This window comes from Nocardia sp. CA-120079 (assembly GCF_050955745.1).
Classification (GTDB): Bacteria; Actinomycetota; Actinomycetes; order Mycobacteriales; family Mycobacteriaceae; genus Nocardia.
Window position 1 is genome coordinate 3,671,176 of sequence record NZ_CP192088.1, and the last position, 16,150, is coordinate 3,687,325.

Consider the following 16,150-nt stretch of genomic DNA (forward strand, 5'->3'; position numbering starts at 1 on the left):
ATCAACCGCGCCTGCCGCGCAGGTAGTCGCTGACCACGGCGGCGCCGAGTCCGTCCAGGTCCGGGGCGACGACGCGACCGCCGCTGCGGCGGGCCACCAAATCGACGAATGCGGCCAGGCTCGGATCCTCGCCGAGCATGAAGACGGTGACCGATGCGCCGAGCTTGGCCAGGGCGTCGACCTGGGCCATTGTCACGGCCAGGGTGCGCGGTGCGGTCGGCCAATTGAAGTACGCCGCACCGTTCGGTTCCAGGTGCGCGGTCGGCTCGCCATCGGTCACGACGAGTACAACCGGCACCGCGTCCGGATGTCTGCGCAGATGGCGTGCGGCCAGCAGTAATGCGTGGTGCAGGTTGGTGCCCTGTTCCCAAACGCCTTCCAGCGCAGTCAGTTCGCCGATATCGACGGTGGTGGCGTGCCGACCGAAGGTGATCAGGCTCAGCGCGTCGGAGCGGAACCGGGTGCTGATCAGCTGATGTACCGCGAGGGCAGTGCGTTTCATCGGCAGCCATCTGCCCTCCTGCACCATCGACCATGAAGTGTCGACGCAGAGCGCAACAGCGGCCCGGGAGCGCTGTTCGGTTTCCATGATCTCGACATCGGACACGTCGAGCGTGACGCCGCGACGGCCCACCGACATCGACCGCAGCACCGCATTGCGCACCGTCCTCGGCACGTCCCACGGTTCGGCATCGCCGAACTGCCATGCCCGGGTGGCGCCGGTCGGCTCGCCCGCCGCACCGGCCAACCGGGTATCCCGCTCGCCGCGCCGGGACCGCAACTGTCCGATGACATCGCGCAGCGCGGTCTCGCCGAGCCGTCGTAAAGCCTTGGGCGTCAACCGAAGTGAGCCGTCCGGTGCTCGCTCGAATACGCCCTGTCTGCGCAGTTCGCGTTCCAGTTCGGCCAATCGGGCGGCATCCACGCTCGCGTCGTCGCCGAGTTGGCGGGCCAGGGCGTCCAGATCGATATCCTCGAGGCTGGCGCCCGGATAGGACTGGCTGAGTTGTTCGGCGAGCGCGTCGAGTTCGGCGAGATCCTGCAGGGCTTGGGTGCCCGCACCCAGGCCCAATGGATCGTTGCCCCGAAACCGCTGGGCGGAGTCCCAGTCCTCGCCCGGCCGCAGCGCCCGCAGCGCGGCGTCGAGGGCGGCGACCTGCTGGGCAACGCGCGGATCGCCGAATGCCTGCCCGATCAGCTCGGCGAGTTCGGCTTGCTGTTCGGCGGACATCGAGTTCAGCATGCGTTGGGCAGCGGCGGACCTGGCGGCGAGCGCGTCGATCAGTTCGTCGGTATCGCGCGGATTCTCCGGGAAGAATTCGCCGTGCTCGGCCATGAATTCGGCGAACTGCTGTTCGGTGTCTTCGCCTCTCGCATGCGCCGCGAGCAGGTCGTTCAGATCCGATAGCATCCGTCCGACGCGCTCGACATCCTCGGGAGTGGTGTTCTCGAGGGCCTGTTTCATGCCCTGGAACCGGGATTCGAGCAGTTCCTGACCGAGCAGGTCGCGGATCTTCTGGTAGCTTTCCCTGCCGGTGTCGGATCGCCATTGGTAATCGGCGAGTTCGTTGACGGCGGCCGCGGTGCTCGGCGGCAAGGCATCCAGCTGTGCCTCGGCGAATCTGGCATCGTCGGAGGGATCCGGAAACAGTTCGCGGCGTTCGGCTTTCAGAGCCTGTTCCAGCAGCTCACGGACCTGTTGCAGGGTGCCGTCGAGCCGGTGTCGGCGACTGATCTCGGCGCGGCGCTGCCACACCTGCCGGGTGAGCTCATCGAGCCCCCGCATTTCGCGCATACCGCGGCGCAGCAACTCCTCCAGTGCGGAGCGGGGGGAGCTGCCCTCCATCACGTCGCGGCCGATCTGGTCCAGCGCCTCGCGCAGATCGAGCGGAGGCGCCAGTGGATCGGGTCCGTCGTGATAGGGCCCGTAGGCATAGCGGTCGGACGCGGTCATGAGCCGTACACCGCGACGCCGTCGTCGGAGTCCTTGGCTATCTGACGAGCCAGATAAAGGGCTTCCAGCGCGAATTCGACCGCGGACGCGATGCGGGCCGGCGGTTCGTCGGCGCCGACGCCGAGCCGACGGGCCACCTCGTGCAGGACAGGCAGTTCCGGCAACGCCGAGAGCACATCCTTGCCAGGGACGCGTTCGCCGGTGGTGACCAGATGACCGTCGCCGACCGCCTCCGCCAACGGCCGCAGATTCAGGCCACCGAGCAGCGCACTCCCGGCCTCGGCGAACGAACGCCGCATCAGGTGTGTGAGATGCTCCTGCTCCCGACCTTCCTCTCCGGACTCGAATTCCAGCTTGCCGCGCAATACCGCGGGCACGGATTCGAGGTCGACGGGTCGCGCGACCGCGGGACGCTCGCCGGTGAGCGCCGATCTGCGCAGTGCGGCAGCCGCCACCGTCTCGGCGGCGGCCACCGCGAATCGGGCGGATACGCCGGAGCGCTGGTCGATCGCGGACGATTCGCGCAGGTGCCGCACGAATCGGGCGAGCACCTCGATCAGCGGGTCGCCGACCTCGGCCACCAATTCGGCCTCCTGCCGGACCAGCGCCACCTCGGCCGGCACGCTCAACGGATAGTGGGTGCGGATCTCCGCGCCGAACCGGTCCTTCAGTGGGGTGATGATCCGGCCTCGGTTGGTGTAGTCCTCGGGGTTGGCGGTGGCGACGAGCAGCACGTCGAGAGGTAGTCGGAGGGTGTAACCGCGGACCTGGATATCGCGCTCCTCCATCACATTCAGCAACCCGACCTGGATGCGTTCGGCGAGATCGGGCAATTCGTTGATGGCGACGATGCCGCGGTGCGCGCGCGGTACCAGCCCGAAGTGGATGGTCTCGGGGTCGCCGAGGCTACGGCCCTCGGCCACCCTGACCGGATCGACATCGCCGATCAGGTCACCGACCGAGGTGTCCGGAGTCGCGAGTTTCTCCGCGTAACGCTCGGAACGGTGCCGCCAGGTGACCGGCAGGTCCTCGCCCAACTCCTCGGCCAATCGGCGACCGGCCGGGCTGATCGGCGCGAGCGGATGCTCGCCCAGTTCGGTACCCGCGATGACGGGTGTCCACTCGTCGAGCAGGCCGATCATGGTGCGCAGCAGCCGGGTCTTGCCCTGGCCGCGCTCACCGAGCAGTACGACATCATGGCCGGCCAGCAGTGCACGTTCCAGCTGCGGCAGGACGGTCCGATCGAAGCCGACGATGCCCGGCCACGGATCGTCACCGGAAGCCAACCGGGACAATAGGTTCTCGCGAATCTCGGACTTCACGCTGCGCGGCAGATGGCCGCCCGCGCGCAACTCGCCGACGGTGGTCGGCAGGTGCTCAGGAACAATCACCCCATCGACGCTACGTCGGTTCGGCGACGCGGTCGACGTTCAGCGTGCTTGGAAACAAGCCGGAAATAAGCTTGACAAGCACAGGCGGCCGGGCGGAGGGGTGAACACCCCGCCCGGACCGCATTGGAGTTCTACCAGCTTTTTCCCGTTCGGTCGGGGAGATCGGTGTGAACGGTGTCGCTCTCTAGAATGAATCGACCGTGTTCATCGTTTTGGGGAGCCGCCACCGTGACCATTCAGCCCGTTCGCCTCTTCGGCGATCCCATCCTGCGATCACGTGCGGCGGAGGTCACCGAATTCGATCGTGAGCTGCGGCAGTTGGTCACCGACCTGACCGAGACCATGCACGATGACGGCGGGGTCGGAATGGCCGCGCCGCAGATCGGCGTCGGGCTGCGGGTTTTCGTCTACGACACCGAGGACGCCAGGGGGCATCTGATCAATCCGACCTACGAGGTAGTGGGTGCGGAGGAGCAGGTCGGGCCCGAGGGCTGCCTGTCCATTCCTGGGCTGCGCTATGACACGCGCCGCGCGCTGCGGGTGCGGGCCGCCGGTGTCGATGTGAACGGTAAGCCGGTGGAATTCGCGGCCGAGGGCCTGCTGGCCCGCTGCGTACAGCACGAGACCGATCATTTGGACGGTGTGCTGTTCATCGATCGGCTCGATCCCGCGCAGCGCAAGGAGGCGATGCGCACCATTCGCGAATCCGATTGGTTCAGTGCGGGTATCACCGTGCGCAGTTCGCGTGCGCTCGGCTCGACCGAGGCCGGACCGTTCGGACGGGGTCGCTGATGCGCATCGTCTTCGCGGGCACACCGGAACCGGCGGTCCCGTCGCTGCAGCGTTTCATCGATTCGGAGCGGCACGAGGTGCTCGCCGTGCTGACCCGCCCCGATGCCATCGCGGGGCGCGGACGCAAGGTGCAGCGGTCGCCGGTCGGGCGGCTCGCCGATGAGCACGGTATTCCCGTGCTGACGCCGCGGCGCCCGGCCGAGCCAGAATTCATCGAGCAGCTCACCGAACTGGCGCCCGACTGCTGTCCGGTCGTGGCCTACGGTGCGCTGCTGCCGCAGCAGTTGCTCGATATTCCGCGCTTCGGCTGGATCAATCTGCACTTCTCGCTGCTGCCCGCATGGCGCGGCGCGGCTCCGGTGCAGGCGGCGATCGACGCGGGCGACGAGATCACCGGCGCGTCCACGTTCCAGATCGAGGCGGGCCTGGACACCGGCCCGGTCTTCGGTGTGGTGACCGAGAAGGTCGCGGTGACCGATACCGCGGGCGCGTTGCTCGACCGGCTCGCGAATGCCGGGGCGGTGCTGCTCGAGAAAACGCTCGACGGCGTGGAAGACGGGACACTGCAGGCGGTTCCACAAGCGCATGACGGTGTTTCCTATGCACCCAAGGTGCCGGTCGAGGCCGGGCACATCCGCTGGGATCAGCCCGCGCTGGCGATCAACCGCCGCATTCGCTCGGTCACCCCCGCACCCGGTGCCTGGACCGAGGTGAACGGCACCCGCTTGAAGGTCGGTCCCGTCGAGATGGTCGAGGAAGTCCTGCCGGAACGGACGATCGAGGTCCGCAAGTCCGGGGTCTTCGTGGGCACCGCAACCACCGCGGTCCGCCTCGATCAGGTTCAGCCGCAAGGTAAACGCATGATGTCGGCTCTCGACTGGGCCCGCGGTGCGCGCCTGCAGGCCGGCGCGGTGGTCGAGTGACCACGCCGAATCGCGAGTCCGCAGTCGACGCTGGTTGGCTCGCCCGCGCGACGTCAGCGAAAAGTGGTGCACAACAGAAGAATTCGCAGTCCATACGGCGCGACGAGGAAGCCCGACCGTGGCGCACCGACCAGATCCGCGGCGCTGTGCCGCGGACCCAATCAGAGCGGCGGAATATGACCGATCAGCGCAAGTCCGCATCATCGGGGGACAGTTCGTCGCAGCGCAAAGGTTCGGGCTCGGCGCCGGGCAAAGGCTCGGCGCGCGGTGGATGGCAGGGCGGTCGAGCCGGCGGGCAGGACGAGCCGGCGAGGCGTGGCGATGCCACCAGGCGGTCTTCGGCGCGGGATGACAGCACCCGGGACGCGCGACGGTCCGGCGATGACCGGCGCGGGGGCGCGTCATCTTCAGCGGACCGGCGTGCTCGTGCACACGAGAGCGATGCCGCGTCCGGCGGGCAGCGGCGGGTCAACCGCTCGGCGAAGTCCGGTTCGGCGGGATCGAACGAGGGGCGACAAGCTGCGGGTGGTGATGAGCGGCGTTCGAACCGTGCTCAGGGCTCGGCTGCGGCGGCAGGCCGAGGCGGCCGAACCGGTGGCGCGGACACGCGTGCCGCCGCATCGAAAGGTCGTGGGCGGCAAAAGGATTCGGTAGCACACGGCGATCCGGTGCGGCTGGTGGCGCGCGACGTGTTGCGGGCGGTGCGGGAGCGGGACGCTTACGCGAATCTGGTGCTGCCCGGGCTGCTGCGCGACCGGCGTATTTCGGGGCGGGATGCGGCGTTGGCGACTGAACTGACCTACGGGGCCTGCCGTTCACTCGGGCTGCTGGACGCGGTGATCGCGGCGGGCGCTGGGCGGCCGGTTGACGAGATCGATGGGCCGCTGCTGGATGTGCTGCGGCTCGGGGTGTACCAGTTGCTGCGTACCCGGATCGGGGCGCATGCCGCGGTGGATACCTCGGTGGCATTGGCGCGCACGGAATTCGGTGCGGGCAAAGCGGGTTTCGTGAATGCCGTGCTGCGGCGGGCGGGGGAGAAGTCCGTCGACGAGTGGGTGGACGAGCTCGCGCCGCGAGATCCGGTGGGCCGGTTGGCATTCGAATTCGCGCATCCGGTGTGGATCGCGCAGGCATTCGCGGATGCGCTCGGCGCGCGGGCCGGGGAACTGCGGGACGTGCTGGCAGCCGACGATGCTCGTCCGATCGTGCATCTGGTGGCTCGTCCCGGCGATATCACCGCCGAGGAACTGGCCCTGGTGACGGGCGGCGAAGAGGGCAAGTGGTCGCCGTACGCGGTCTACCTCGACAGCGGCGGCGACCCCGGCAAGCTGGAGCCGGTCCGTGAAGGTATGGCGGCAGTACAGGACGAGGGCAGTCAACTCGTCGCACTCGCGCTGACCCGCGCAGAACTGGACGGTCCGGACAACGGCCGCTGGCTGGACCTGTGCGCAGGCCCCGGCGGCAAGGCGGCCCTGCTCGGCGCGATCGCCGCAATCGACGGCCACCGCGTCGACGCGGTCGAACCGGCAGAACACCGCGCCGAGCTGGTCCGCAAGACGGTCCAAGACCTACCCGTCGACGTGCACGTCGCCGACGGCCGCAATAGTGGCCTCACTCCCGGCTACGACCGCATCCTCGTCGACGCACCGTGCACCGGCCTCGGCGCACTGCGTCGCCGCCCGGAGGCCCGCTGGCGGCGCACGCCCGCCGACGTCGCCGAACTGGTCGTCCTGCAGCGCGAACTCCTCGCCGCCGCATGGGATCTCCTGCGCCCCGGCGGCGTAGTCCTTTATTCGACCTGCTCCCCACACCTTCTGGAGACGGTCACCGTTGTCGCAGACGCCGCCCGCCGCACCGGCGCCATCCAACTCGACACCCGCGACCTCCTTCCCGGCGTCACCGATATCGGCGATGGCCCAGGCGCCCAACTCTGGCCCCACCGCCACGGCACCGACGCCATGTTCCTGGCCGCCTTGCGCAAGCCTGTGGAGTAGCACCTGATCGGAGACGCGCCCAGCGGTCTGCGACATTGGGCTCGGCAATCGAGCGGCGACGGGTCGCGAGTTCGTGCCAGGTGCGGCATGGGATCCGCACCGCCGGGTGGCGACGCCATGTTCGTGGCTGTGCTGCGTCGCATGTCGAATAGCACCTGATCCGAGGCACCTCTGGCAACTTTCCAGGGTCCCGTTGGCAGTCAGCTTGGTAGCAGACTGTGCCGCTTGCGGTTTGTCGCGCTGCATCGTCGCGCGTGCCGCATCAACATCGCGTCGGGCCTTGCATCGGTCGGCCTGGAAAGACCACAGGAGGTCCACAGTCCGAGGCGACATTCGTCCAAGACTCGGGCAGGTCGGCGGCGCAGACTGATCGCATGGCGATGACATGGGAGCAGGTGGTGGCGCTGGCGACCGAACTGCCCGAGGTGGCGGAATCGACGTGGTGGCGCAGTCCCGCGCTGAAGGTGAGCGGTAAGGGGTTCGCGCGGTTGCGGTCGGAGGCCGAGGGCGGACTTGTGCTGCTGTGCGAGATGGCGGAGAAGGAGGCCATGCTCACCTCCGGTGACCCGGCCTTCTACACCACCTCGCACTATGACGGATATCCCTACATCCTCATCGACCTCGACCGGATCGAGCCCGATCACCTGCGCGAGCTGCTCGACGCCGCCTGGTGGTTGTCAGCGCCCGCGAAACTCCGCAAACAGCAGGCACGCTGACTCCGCTCAGTCGCGGGCCGACTGTTCGCGCAGGCGGGCAAGGGTTTTCGCAAGAATGCGCGAGACGTGCATCTGCGAGATACCCATGCGCTGGGCGATCTGGGTCTGCGTCATCGATTCGAAGAACCGCATGGTGAGGATGCGGCGTTCGCGTTCCGGGAGTCCAGCCAGCAGCGGACGGATCGCGACATACTCCTCGACCCGGTCGAATTGGGATTCCTCCTCGCCGAGGGTATCCAGCAGCGATGCCTCGGTATCGCGCCCGAGTGAGGCGGCATCGATGGAACTCGGCTGGTAGGCGTTGCCCGCGATGACGGCCTGGGTCACCTCGTCGGGATCCACATCGAGTTCGGCCGCAATCTCTTTCGCGGTCGGGGAGCGGCCGAGGGATTGCGAGAGCGCGTCGATGGCCGCGCCGATGCGCAGATGGGTCTCCTTCACCCGTCTCGGCACCCGCATGGCCCAGGTGTTGTCGCGGAAATAGCGACGCACCTCACCCATGATCGTCGGCACCGCGAAGGACAGGAAGTTCGAGCCCCGGGAAATATCGAAACGGTCCACCGCGTGCACCAGACCGACCCGTGCCACCTGCGTGAGATCATCGAACGGCTCACCGCGCCCACTGAATTTGCGGGCGATGTGGTCCGCGAGTGGAATGCACCGGCTGATCAGCTCGGCACGCAGTGCGGTATGCCGCGCGGTACCCGGTTTGGCGGCGGCGAGCTGCTCGAACAGCGCGCCGACATCGTCGTACCCCGCGCCGGACGCCTGGAGGGTTTCGACTTCCTCGGCGGCCTCTTCGGTCAGCACGGGTTCGGCGTCGTCGTCTCGCTCGGCGTCGGACACGGTGTTCTCGTCCGCCACTACGCTTTCCCCCGGACCCGACGGAACTCCACCGTCGTCGGATATCCGGATGCGGCCGAGTCGAATGGGTCCTGTGTCGCTTGTACTTCATCGGTGAGGGTGCGCAGCACATGCCAGCCGAAGCTGCGCTGATCCGGCAGCCCCTCCGTCCCGGCGAGGCCGGTGACCTTGACGAGCAATTCGGTGTCACCCACGGTGAACCGGCAGTGCAGGCTGGTCGCCGGTGCTGCGACCGCGATCAGCGTCGAGCACACCTCGTCCACGGCCAGCCGGATGTCGGCCACCTCATCGAGGGTGAAATCGCTGAGCAGCACCAGTGTTTCGGCGAGCCCGCGCACGATCGGCAGCTGCGTCACCGACGCAGCCACCCGAATCTCCACCGGGGTGCTGTAGAGCCCCTGTTCCGCCGAAATGTTGATCACCCTATGCAGGCTACCCACTCCCGGCCGGAGCAACCCTAGGTACCGGTAAGCTCCCGCGATGTGTCCTCTTCGACGTTTACGCGCCCGACCACGCCGATGATCGCCCCGTCCATCCTGTCCGCCGACTTCGCACGCCTCGCGGATGAGGCGAATGCAGTGCATGGCGCGGATTGGTTGCACGTCGATGTGATGGACGCACATTTCGTGCCGAATCTCACTCTCGGACTCCCGGTGGTCGAAAGCCTGTTGAAGGCCACCGATATTCCGCTCGACTGCCATCTGATGATCGAGGATCCGGCCCGCTGGGCTCCGCCCTACGCGGAGGCAGGCGCGTACAACGTCACCTTCCATGCCGAGGCGACCGACGATCCGATCGCAGTCGCGCGAGATATTCGCGCGGCAGGCGCCAAGGCCGGTCTTTCGGTGAAGCCGAATACGCCGATCGAGCCGTATCTGGAAATCCTGCGCGACTTCGACACACTGCTGGTGATGAGTGTGGAGCCGGGCTTCGGTGGCCAGTCGTTCATCACGCATGTACTGGAAAAGGCGCGGATCGTGCGTCGACTGGTGGACGCGGGCGAGCTGCGTTTGATCGTGGAAATCGACGGCGGCATCAATGCCGACACGATCGAGGCCGCAGCGGAGGCGGGCATCGATTGTTTTGTCGCCGGATCCGCGGTCTACAACACCACCGATCCTGGTGCTGCCGTGGAAAAGCTGCGGCAGCAGGCCGCGGCGCTGCGTAGCTCCTAGCTCGCGAATCTCCTAGCGGGCGGGCGCTTTCCGGCTGCCGATGGCACGTGTCGCTTCGATCACCGCGCTGAGCGGTGGCAGGGTCGTCGCGTTCTCCGGCGGCTGGATCCAAGTGCGATAGCCGGTGCGCTCGTCATCCGGTGAGGGCAGCACGACCTGGCTCCCGGTACAGGCGACCGTCGCGTAGAGCCGGAACAGCTCTGCGGAGACGGCCGCGCTGAGGGTATCGGGCCGGGCGGGGCCGGTGATGAAGGTCCAGCGCTTGGCTCGCGGATGGTGCACCACCGGTGCCGCGATCTGCGTGTGGGTGAGCTGCTGCTGCACCTGCTCGCCCAGCTCTGCGGGCATCGTTATAGCGCCGTAATGGGTGCCGATATGGAGCAGGATGCGGCGGGACGTCGGGTCGATCGACGCCGGCATATGGAATTCGCGCCGATACTGCACACAGCGAACTTCCAGCGTCGAATCGACAAGAGTGGTCACGCAACACCCCCGTTGGTATCGAACCTGATTTGACCCACTGCTGTCTCTGGCTTCCTCGAGTGGTGGATTTCCCTGGGTCGAACTCGCCGGACCGCGTCGGACTGGGTAGAACCGTTCCGCACTGCACTGCTCGGGTCGAAGTTGAACGATAGGAATCAACAACATAACAATCTTGCGACCGTTTTCGGACCCGCGCAAGGTTTTGGTGTAATCGTGTCTCCGCTGGGTATTACGACCTGTTCGACACTATGCGCCACGTATGAAATCCATTCGTGTGGTTCCGGAAACAGGAATGAATAATTGTCGTCGCCGCTGAAACGGCGATATTTCCGCGTGGATGCGTACTATTTCGCTTCGAAAAATAACTGCCGCTGGTTCGACGCTGCTCGCGCTGCCCTGCGGTCCGCTTCCCGGCGGGCTTGCCGAACCGCGGTATCGACCGACCGCTGGTTGGAACCGCGGTGTCGTCTACGACCCGGCGTCGTTAGGCTGAGGAGGGATCGGCGTACCGGCGGGAATAGTCGTCCGATCCCGGCTGTTCGGCAACCGTAGAAACGACGCGACAGGGAGTCAAGGCATGTTCACAGGCATCGTCGAGGAACTCGGCGAGATCGTCGCCACCGAAGAGCTGGCCGATGCCGCTCGGCTGACGATCCGGGGCAAGCTGGTCACTTCCGATGCCGGACACGGTGATTCGATCGCCGTCAACGGCGTCTGCCTGACCGTTGTCGACGTGGTCGACGGCGACTCGTTCACCGTGGACGTGATGCAGGAGACGCTGAACCGCTCCGGCATCGGCGGACTCGGCACGGGTTCGCGGGTGAACCTCGAGCGTGCGGCCGCGCTGAACAGCAGGCTCGGCGGCCACCTGGTGCAGGGCCACGTCGACGGCACCGGGACCGTGCTCGCGCGCACACCCTCGGAGAACTGGGAGGTCGTGCGGATCTCGCTGCCAGATACGATCGCCCGCTATGTAGTGGAGAAGGGTTCGATCACCGTCGACGGCATCTCGCTGACCGTCTCGGGCCTCGGCATCGCCGACGCGCCCGCCGCAGACGGCAACCGCGATTGGTTCGAGGTCTCGCTGATCCCGACCACCCTGTCCATGACGAACCTCGGTGCCGCCGCCGTCGGTGCCAAGGTGAACCTGGAAGTCGATGTCATCGCCAAGTACGTCGAACGCCTCCAGCAGCGCGGCGCTGTCTGATTCCGCGCCTGCGGCGCGGCGTGTTCGCGGCCGACTGGCCGCGAACGTCGCTCGTAAGACTCGCTCCGCGGTGGCTGGTCGGACGGCTCGGCGTCGGCCTATGACCAGTCGACTACTGTATGTCAGGCACCTATATCGAGATGGAGCACAACAGACGTGACCAGGTTCGACACCATCGAGCGCGCAGTCGCCGATATCGCTGCCGGTAAGGCGGTTGTCGTCGTCGACGACGAGGACCGTGAGAACGAGGGCGACCTCATCTTCGCGGCGGAAAAGGCGACCCCCGAGCTGGTCGCCTTCATGATTCGCTACACCTCGGGTTATATCTGTGTGCCGCTCACGGGTGAGGACTGCGATCGGCTCGGCCTGCCGCCGATGTACGCGCAGAACCAGGACAAGCACGGCACCGCCTACACCGTTTCGGTCGATGCCAGGGACGGCATCACCACCGGTATCTCCGGTGCGGACCGTGCCACCACCATGCGACTACTAGCCGATCCGAACGCCAAGGCCGACGATCTGACCCGGCCCGGTCACGTGGTTCCGTTGCGCGCCAAGGAAGGCGGCGTGCTGCGTCGTCCCGGGCACACCGAGGCCGCGGTCGATCTGGCGCGGATGGCCGGATTGCAGCCCGCCGGTGTCATCTGCGAGATCGTCAGCCAGAAGGACGAGGGCCATATGGCCCGCACCGAGGAACTGCGCGTCTTCGCCGACGAGCACAACTTGGCGTTGATCTCCATCGCGGAAATGATCGCTTGGCGGCGCAAGCACGAGAAGCAGGTCATTCGGGTCGCCGAGGCCAGGATCCCCACGGCGCACGGCGAATTCAAGGCCGTCGGCTATCAGAGCATCTACGACGATGTCGAACATGTCGCGTTGGTGCGCGGTGATATCGATGACGGCGACGATGTGCTGGTGCGCGTGCATTCCGAATGCCTCACCGGTGACGTCTTCGGTTCGCTGCGCTGCGATTGCGGTCCGCAGCTGGACGCCGCACTCGAGATGGTGGCCCAAGAGGGGCGCGGTGTGGTGCTCTACATGCGCGGACACGAGGGGCGCGGCATCGGGTTGATGCACAAGCTGCAGGCCTACCAGCTGCAGGATTCGGGCCACGACACCGTCGACGCGAATCTGGAGCTCGGTTTGCCCGCCGACGCCCGCGACTACGGCACCGGCGCACAGATCCTGGTGGACCTCGGGATTCGGTCGATGCGCCTGCTCACCAACAATCCGGCCAAGCGCGTCGGACTCGACGGCTACGGGCTGAAGATCACCGAGCGGGTGCCGATGCCGTTGCGCGCCAACGCCGAGAACCTGCGGTACCTGCGCACCAAGCGGGATCGGATGGGGCACGACCTGATCGGGCTGGACGAACTCGATCTCGGCGAGACCGCCCAGTGATTTCTCACCTCGACGCAGCCTGGAAGGGACACCAGTGAGCGAGCGCAGCGAGCGAGCCATGTCACAGCGTGCATCGCGCATGCCGGAGCCGAGCGTCAGCGAGGCGCAGGCATGAGCGGCACTGGCGTACCCAGCTTCGAGCTGTCGGATGCCAAGGATCTGAAGCTCGGCATCGTCGCCTCGCGCTGGCACACCCAGATCTGCGACACGCTGGTCGCGAATGCGGAGCAGGTGGCCAAGGACGCGGGCGTCGAGCACATCACCGTGGTCCGGTGCGCGGGTGCGATGGAACTTCCGGTGGTCGCTCAGGAGTTGGCCCGCTCCCACGACGCGGTGGTCGCGCTCGGTGTGGTGATCCGTGGTGGCACACCGCATTTCGAATACGTCTGTGATGCGGTGACCGCCGGCCTGACACGGGTGTCACTCGATGCGGGTACGCCCGTGGCCAACGGTGTGCTGACCACCAATAACGAGGCGGAGGCGCTGGACAGGGCCGGATTGCCGGGCTCCGCCGAGAACAAGGGCGAACAGGCCGCCGCGGCAGCGCTCGATGCCGCGCTGACGCTGCGCGCACTGCGGCCGTAGATCATGCCGGTCGTTCGCATCTGGCGTAGAGGCCCGGCCGCGGCTGCCGAATCGGGCTCCGGCGAGTGGGAGCTCGAGGTGCGGCCGCATCGCGCGGTGCGGACCGCATGGACCGTGGCGGTGCTGCTCGTCGCCGGTTTCACCGCGGGCGGCATCCTGTTGCGCCACGGTTCGACCGGTGTGAATTTCCGGCTCGCGGACCAATTCGCGATGATCGGCATCGGCGTGCTCGGTGCGGCGGCGGTACTCCTGCTGACCCGGCCGCGCGTCCGTGTCGGCAAGCGCGGTGTCTCGGTGCGGAACATCCTGGGTGACACCGAATTCCCCTGGGAGTACATCCGCGGCGTCTCCTTCCCGGACCGAAAGTCCTGGGCCCGCCTCGAACTCGTCGATGACGACTACGTCCCCCTCATGGCCATCCGTTCCAACGATAAGCAACGCGCCGTCGAGGCTTTGGACAAACTGCGCGCACTCGGCGCGAAATACACCGCCGCCGAAGAGTAGTCGGCGCCGGACGTCAGCTGTCGCCGAGGCATTCGCTGACGATCCGTTCATGACCTACTTCTGTCCGATTGCGGTTCGCCGTCGAACAGCGCACCGCTGTTCTGGGATTCATGCAGCCTGACCTGGCGCTCGACGACGGCCCGATGCTTCTATCCGATGCCGCAGACCGGATAGAGCAACCGCGGGTTAACGGGTGTCGCCGAGGACGGCGCCTTCGCGTCGGGGATCCGCACCGCCGATCCAGCCTTCGGCACCGTCACGTTGCAGTGCGCTGAGGCCGCTGGATTGGGGGGCGACCGAGACCTGGTGGCCGAGTTCGCGCAGGCGTAGGACCAGTGGGTCGTGATCGCCGTTGTCGGTGGCGTTGATGGCCGGATGCTCGCCGCCTACACCGGTGGCCGGACTGTTTCCGGCGCCGAACGCGACCGCGGACACCGCCTGTTGCGGGTCCAGGCCCCAATCCAGCACGCCGACAAGTGCTTTCACGACGAACTGGATGATCACCGAACCACCGGGGGAGCCGGCGACCTGGGTCAGATCGCCGCGTGAGCCGTCGGCATTGTGGTCGAAGACCAGGGTCGGGCTCATCGAGCTGCGTGGCCGCTTACCCGGCTGCACGCGATTGGCGACGGGTGCGCCGTCGGTGCCGAGCGGATCGGCGGAGAAGTCGGTGAGCTGGTTGTTCAGCACGAATCCGTCGACGAGATGGAATGATCCGAAGGCCGATTCGACCGTGGTGGTCATCGAGGCGGCATTGCCGTACTTATCGACGACCGAGATATGGCTGGTGCCGTGCTCGGGCGGCTGCGGGCCGACACCGAGTGGCACCGGGCCGAAATCGCCCGGCTGCGCGGTGCCCATGCTGTGGCCGGGATCGATGAGACCGGCACGCTGCTTCAGGTAGTCCTTGTTCAGCAGGGTCTGCGGTGAATTACCCGGCAGTGGAATGAAATCCGTATCGGCGACGTACTTGTTCCGGTCGGCGTAGGCGAGCCGCTCGGCCTCCGAGATCAGATGCACCGCTTCGGCCTTCGGCTTGCCGCCGTTGCGGTCGATATTGTCCGGCTTCAGCGGCGATAGGTCGAAGTTCTCCAGAATGCCGAGCGTGGCCGCGACGGTAATGCCGCCCGAGGACGGGCTGGGCATACCGCAGATCTCGTGCGTGCGGTAGTTCGTGCAGAGCGCGGTCCGCTTCTTGGCCTGATACCCGGCGAGGTCGTCGGCGGTGATGAGGCTCGGGGTACGCCCGCCCGCGGCGGATCCGGCCGCATCGACGATGTCGTGGGCGATAGCGCCGGTGTAGAAGGCATTCGCGCCGTCGGTGGCAATGGCGTTCAAGGTCTTCGACATCGCCGGGTTGGTCAGTACGGTGTCGGCCCGTTTCGGGGTTCCGTCCGGATTGAGGAAGTAGGCCTTCGCGGACTCGTCCACCGCGAGATCCTTGGCGGATTCGGCGATCTGACCGGCCAGGCGCGGACTGATGGGGAAGCCGCGATCGGCCAGTCCGACGGCCGGGTCGAACAGGTCTCGCCAAGCGGTCTTGCCGTGGTCGCGATGCGCCAGTTCGAGCATGCGCAAGACGCCGGGCACGCCGATCGAGCGTCCGCTCGCACGGGCACTCGGCTTCGGCTCGGTGCGATCGGTATCGCTGACCCAGCGCAGATAATTCTCGGTCGCCGCCGCGGGGGCGATCTCCCGACCGTCGTACGCCTCCACGCTCTTGCTGGCCGCGTCGTAATAGAGCATGAACGAGCCACCGCCGATGCCGGAGGCCTGCGGCTCCACCAACCCGAGCACCATCTGCGCCGCGACGAGCGCATCCGCGGCCGTGCCGCCGTTGCTCAGCACCTCACAGGCGGCCTTGGTGGAGACCGGGTTGGCCGTGGACACCGCGTAGGACTTGGTGCGCACCGCCGTCATATCGGACCGGTAGCCGGTCGCGATCTCGGGATTGGTGCTCAGATCCTTGGTCGCGCCTGGAGTCGCACCCGCTGAGGTCGCGACCACCGGGGTTCCGTTCGGCGTCGCACTACACGCCGCGCTCGTGGGTGTGTCGTCGGAGGAACATCCGCTGACAACGCCGACGATGAGCGTGAGCGCCGCCGCGGCGCTGACCCAGGTTCTTCGCGTGCCACTCATGGACGGCACTGTATCGCCGATC

Annotated in this window: 15 protein-coding genes; 9 read left to right on the forward strand and 6 right to left on the reverse strand. The window is 66.9% G+C overall.

Translation table 11 applies throughout. The annotated features are described in order from the left end of the window. Nucleotide 1: 1 nt before the first annotated feature. Both ACQPYR_RS16845 and ACQPYR_RS16850 read right to left on the reverse strand, forming a co-directional pair. Nucleotides 2-1,954, reverse strand: a complete 1,953-nt coding sequence (locus ACQPYR_RS16845) for a vWA domain-containing protein (protein ID WP_433633250.1) — start codon at nucleotides 1,952-1,954, stop codon at nucleotides 2-4. Next, nucleotides 1,951-3,345 carry a sigma 54-interacting transcriptional regulator gene (locus ACQPYR_RS16850; protein WP_433633252.1) on the reverse strand — a complete coding sequence of 465 codons (1,395 nt, stop codon included), beginning with the start codon at nucleotides 3,343-3,345 and terminating at the stop codon, nucleotides 1,951-1,953. Before ACQPYR_RS16850 ends, ACQPYR_RS16845 begins: the two co-directional genes overlap by 4 nt. A gap of 228 nt (nucleotides 3,346-3,573) precedes the next feature. On the opposite strand from ACQPYR_RS16850, the gene def reads away from it, so the two are divergent. From def to ACQPYR_RS16870, 4 genes are all read left to right on the forward strand, one after another. Further along, nucleotides 3,574-4,137, forward strand: coding sequence for a peptide deformylase (gene def, locus ACQPYR_RS16855; protein WP_040692128.1), 564 nt, complete (start codon nucleotides 3,574-3,576; stop codon nucleotides 4,135-4,137). Further along, nucleotides 4,137-5,060, forward strand: coding sequence for a methionyl-tRNA formyltransferase (gene fmt / locus ACQPYR_RS16860; RefSeq protein WP_433633254.1), 924 nt, complete (start codon nucleotides 4,137-4,139; stop codon nucleotides 5,058-5,060). Before def ends, fmt begins: the two co-directional genes overlap by 1 nt. A gap of 677 nt (nucleotides 5,061-5,737) precedes the next feature. Beyond that, nucleotides 5,738-7,054 carry an RsmB/NOP family class I SAM-dependent RNA methyltransferase gene (locus ACQPYR_RS16865; protein ID WP_433633256.1) on the forward strand — a complete coding sequence of 439 codons (1,317 nt, stop codon included), beginning with the start codon at nucleotides 5,738-5,740 and terminating at the stop codon, nucleotides 7,052-7,054. A 374-nt stretch (nucleotides 7,055-7,428) separates the two neighbouring features. After that, on the forward strand, nucleotides 7,429-7,770 hold the full coding sequence (locus ACQPYR_RS16870) for an MmcQ/YjbR family DNA-binding protein (RefSeq protein ID WP_433633258.1): 342 nt from the start codon (nucleotides 7,429-7,431) through the stop codon (nucleotides 7,768-7,770). 6 nt (nucleotides 7,771-7,776) lie between these two features. Here ACQPYR_RS16870 and ACQPYR_RS16875 read toward each other — a convergent pair whose 3' ends face one another. Both ACQPYR_RS16875 and ACQPYR_RS16880 read right to left on the reverse strand, forming a co-directional pair. Next, nucleotides 7,777-8,634, reverse strand: coding sequence for an RNA polymerase sigma factor SigF (locus ACQPYR_RS16875; RefSeq protein WP_433633260.1), 858 nt, complete (start codon nucleotides 8,632-8,634; stop codon nucleotides 7,777-7,779). After that, a complete protein-coding gene (locus ACQPYR_RS16880) occupies nucleotides 8,634-9,056 on the reverse strand; it encodes an ATP-binding protein (RefSeq protein WP_040692115.1) in 423 nt (140 codons plus the stop codon). Before ACQPYR_RS16880 ends, ACQPYR_RS16875 begins: the two co-directional genes overlap by 1 nt. A gap of 96 nt (nucleotides 9,057-9,152) precedes the next feature. Between ACQPYR_RS16880 and rpe the strand changes: the two genes are divergently transcribed. Further along, entirely contained in the window at nucleotides 9,153-9,809 is a 657-nt protein-coding gene (gene rpe, locus ACQPYR_RS16885; RefSeq protein ID WP_387286007.1) for a ribulose-phosphate 3-epimerase, read from the forward strand. 12 nt (nucleotides 9,810-9,821) lie between these two features. Here the strand turns inward: rpe and ACQPYR_RS16890 are convergent, their stop codons facing one another. Beyond that, entirely contained in the window at nucleotides 9,822-10,292 is a 471-nt protein-coding gene (locus ACQPYR_RS16890) for a hypothetical protein (RefSeq protein ID WP_433633262.1), read from the reverse strand. A 577-nt stretch (nucleotides 10,293-10,869) separates the two neighbouring features. Between ACQPYR_RS16890 and ACQPYR_RS16895 the strand changes: the two genes are divergently transcribed. The 4 genes from ACQPYR_RS16895 (at nucleotide 10,870) to ACQPYR_RS16910 (ending at nucleotide 13,989) form a co-directional block, all read left to right on the forward strand. Beyond that, on the forward strand, nucleotides 10,870-11,499 hold the full coding sequence (locus ACQPYR_RS16895) for a riboflavin synthase (protein ID WP_433633264.1): 630 nt from the start codon (nucleotides 10,870-10,872) through the stop codon (nucleotides 11,497-11,499). Nucleotides 11,500-11,655: 156 nt separating this feature from the next. Then, entirely contained in the window at nucleotides 11,656-12,900 is a 1,245-nt protein-coding gene (locus ACQPYR_RS16900; RefSeq protein WP_063043206.1) for a bifunctional 3,4-dihydroxy-2-butanone-4-phosphate synthase/GTP cyclohydrolase II, read from the forward strand. A 111-nt stretch (nucleotides 12,901-13,011) separates the two neighbouring features. After that, nucleotides 13,012-13,485, forward strand: a complete 474-nt coding sequence (gene ribH, locus ACQPYR_RS16905) for a 6,7-dimethyl-8-ribityllumazine synthase (RefSeq protein ID WP_063043207.1) — start codon at nucleotides 13,012-13,014, stop codon at nucleotides 13,483-13,485. Nucleotides 13,486-13,488: 3 nt separating this feature from the next. Next, the gene (locus ACQPYR_RS16910) at nucleotides 13,489-13,989 is read left to right on the forward strand and encodes a PH domain-containing protein (RefSeq protein ID WP_433633266.1); all 501 of its coding nucleotides are present in this window, start codon (nucleotides 13,489-13,491) and stop codon (nucleotides 13,987-13,989) included. A gap of 186 nt (nucleotides 13,990-14,175) precedes the next feature. Here ACQPYR_RS16910 and ACQPYR_RS16915 read toward each other — a convergent pair whose 3' ends face one another. Then, complete coding sequence (locus ACQPYR_RS16915; RefSeq protein WP_433633268.1) at nucleotides 14,176-16,128, reverse strand: gamma-glutamyltransferase family protein; 1,953 nt, start codon at nucleotides 16,126-16,128, stop codon at nucleotides 14,176-14,178. Nucleotides 16,129-16,150 lie beyond the last annotated feature (22 nt).

Excerpts from the sequence above, each read along its gene's own strand:
- ACQPYR_RS16845 (WP_433633250.1), bottom strand. The coding sequence starts at position 1,954 with ATGACCGCGTCCGACCGCTATGCCTACGGGCCCTATCACGACGGACCC.
- fmt (WP_433633254.1), top strand. The coding sequence starts at position 4,137 with ATGCGCATCGTCTTCGCGGGCACACCGGAACCGGCGGTCCCGTCGCTG.
- ACQPYR_RS16870 (WP_433633258.1), top strand. The coding sequence starts at position 7,429 with ATGGCGATGACATGGGAGCAGGTGGTGGCGCTGGCGACCGAACTGCCC.
- rpe (WP_387286007.1), top strand. The coding sequence starts at position 9,153 with ATGATCGCCCCGTCCATCCTGTCCGCCGACTTCGCACGCCTCGCGGAT.
- ACQPYR_RS16895 (WP_433633264.1), top strand. The coding sequence starts at position 10,870 with ATGTTCACAGGCATCGTCGAGGAACTCGGCGAGATCGTCGCCACCGAA.
- ribH (WP_063043207.1), top strand. The coding sequence starts at position 13,012 with ATGAGCGGCACTGGCGTACCCAGCTTCGAGCTGTCGGATGCCAAGGAT.
- ACQPYR_RS16910 (WP_433633266.1), top strand. The coding sequence starts at position 13,489 with ATGCCGGTCGTTCGCATCTGGCGTAGAGGCCCGGCCGCGGCTGCCGAA.
- ACQPYR_RS16915 (WP_433633268.1), bottom strand. The coding sequence starts at position 16,128 with ATGAGTGGCACGCGAAGAACCTGGGTCAGCGCCGCGGCGGCGCTCACG.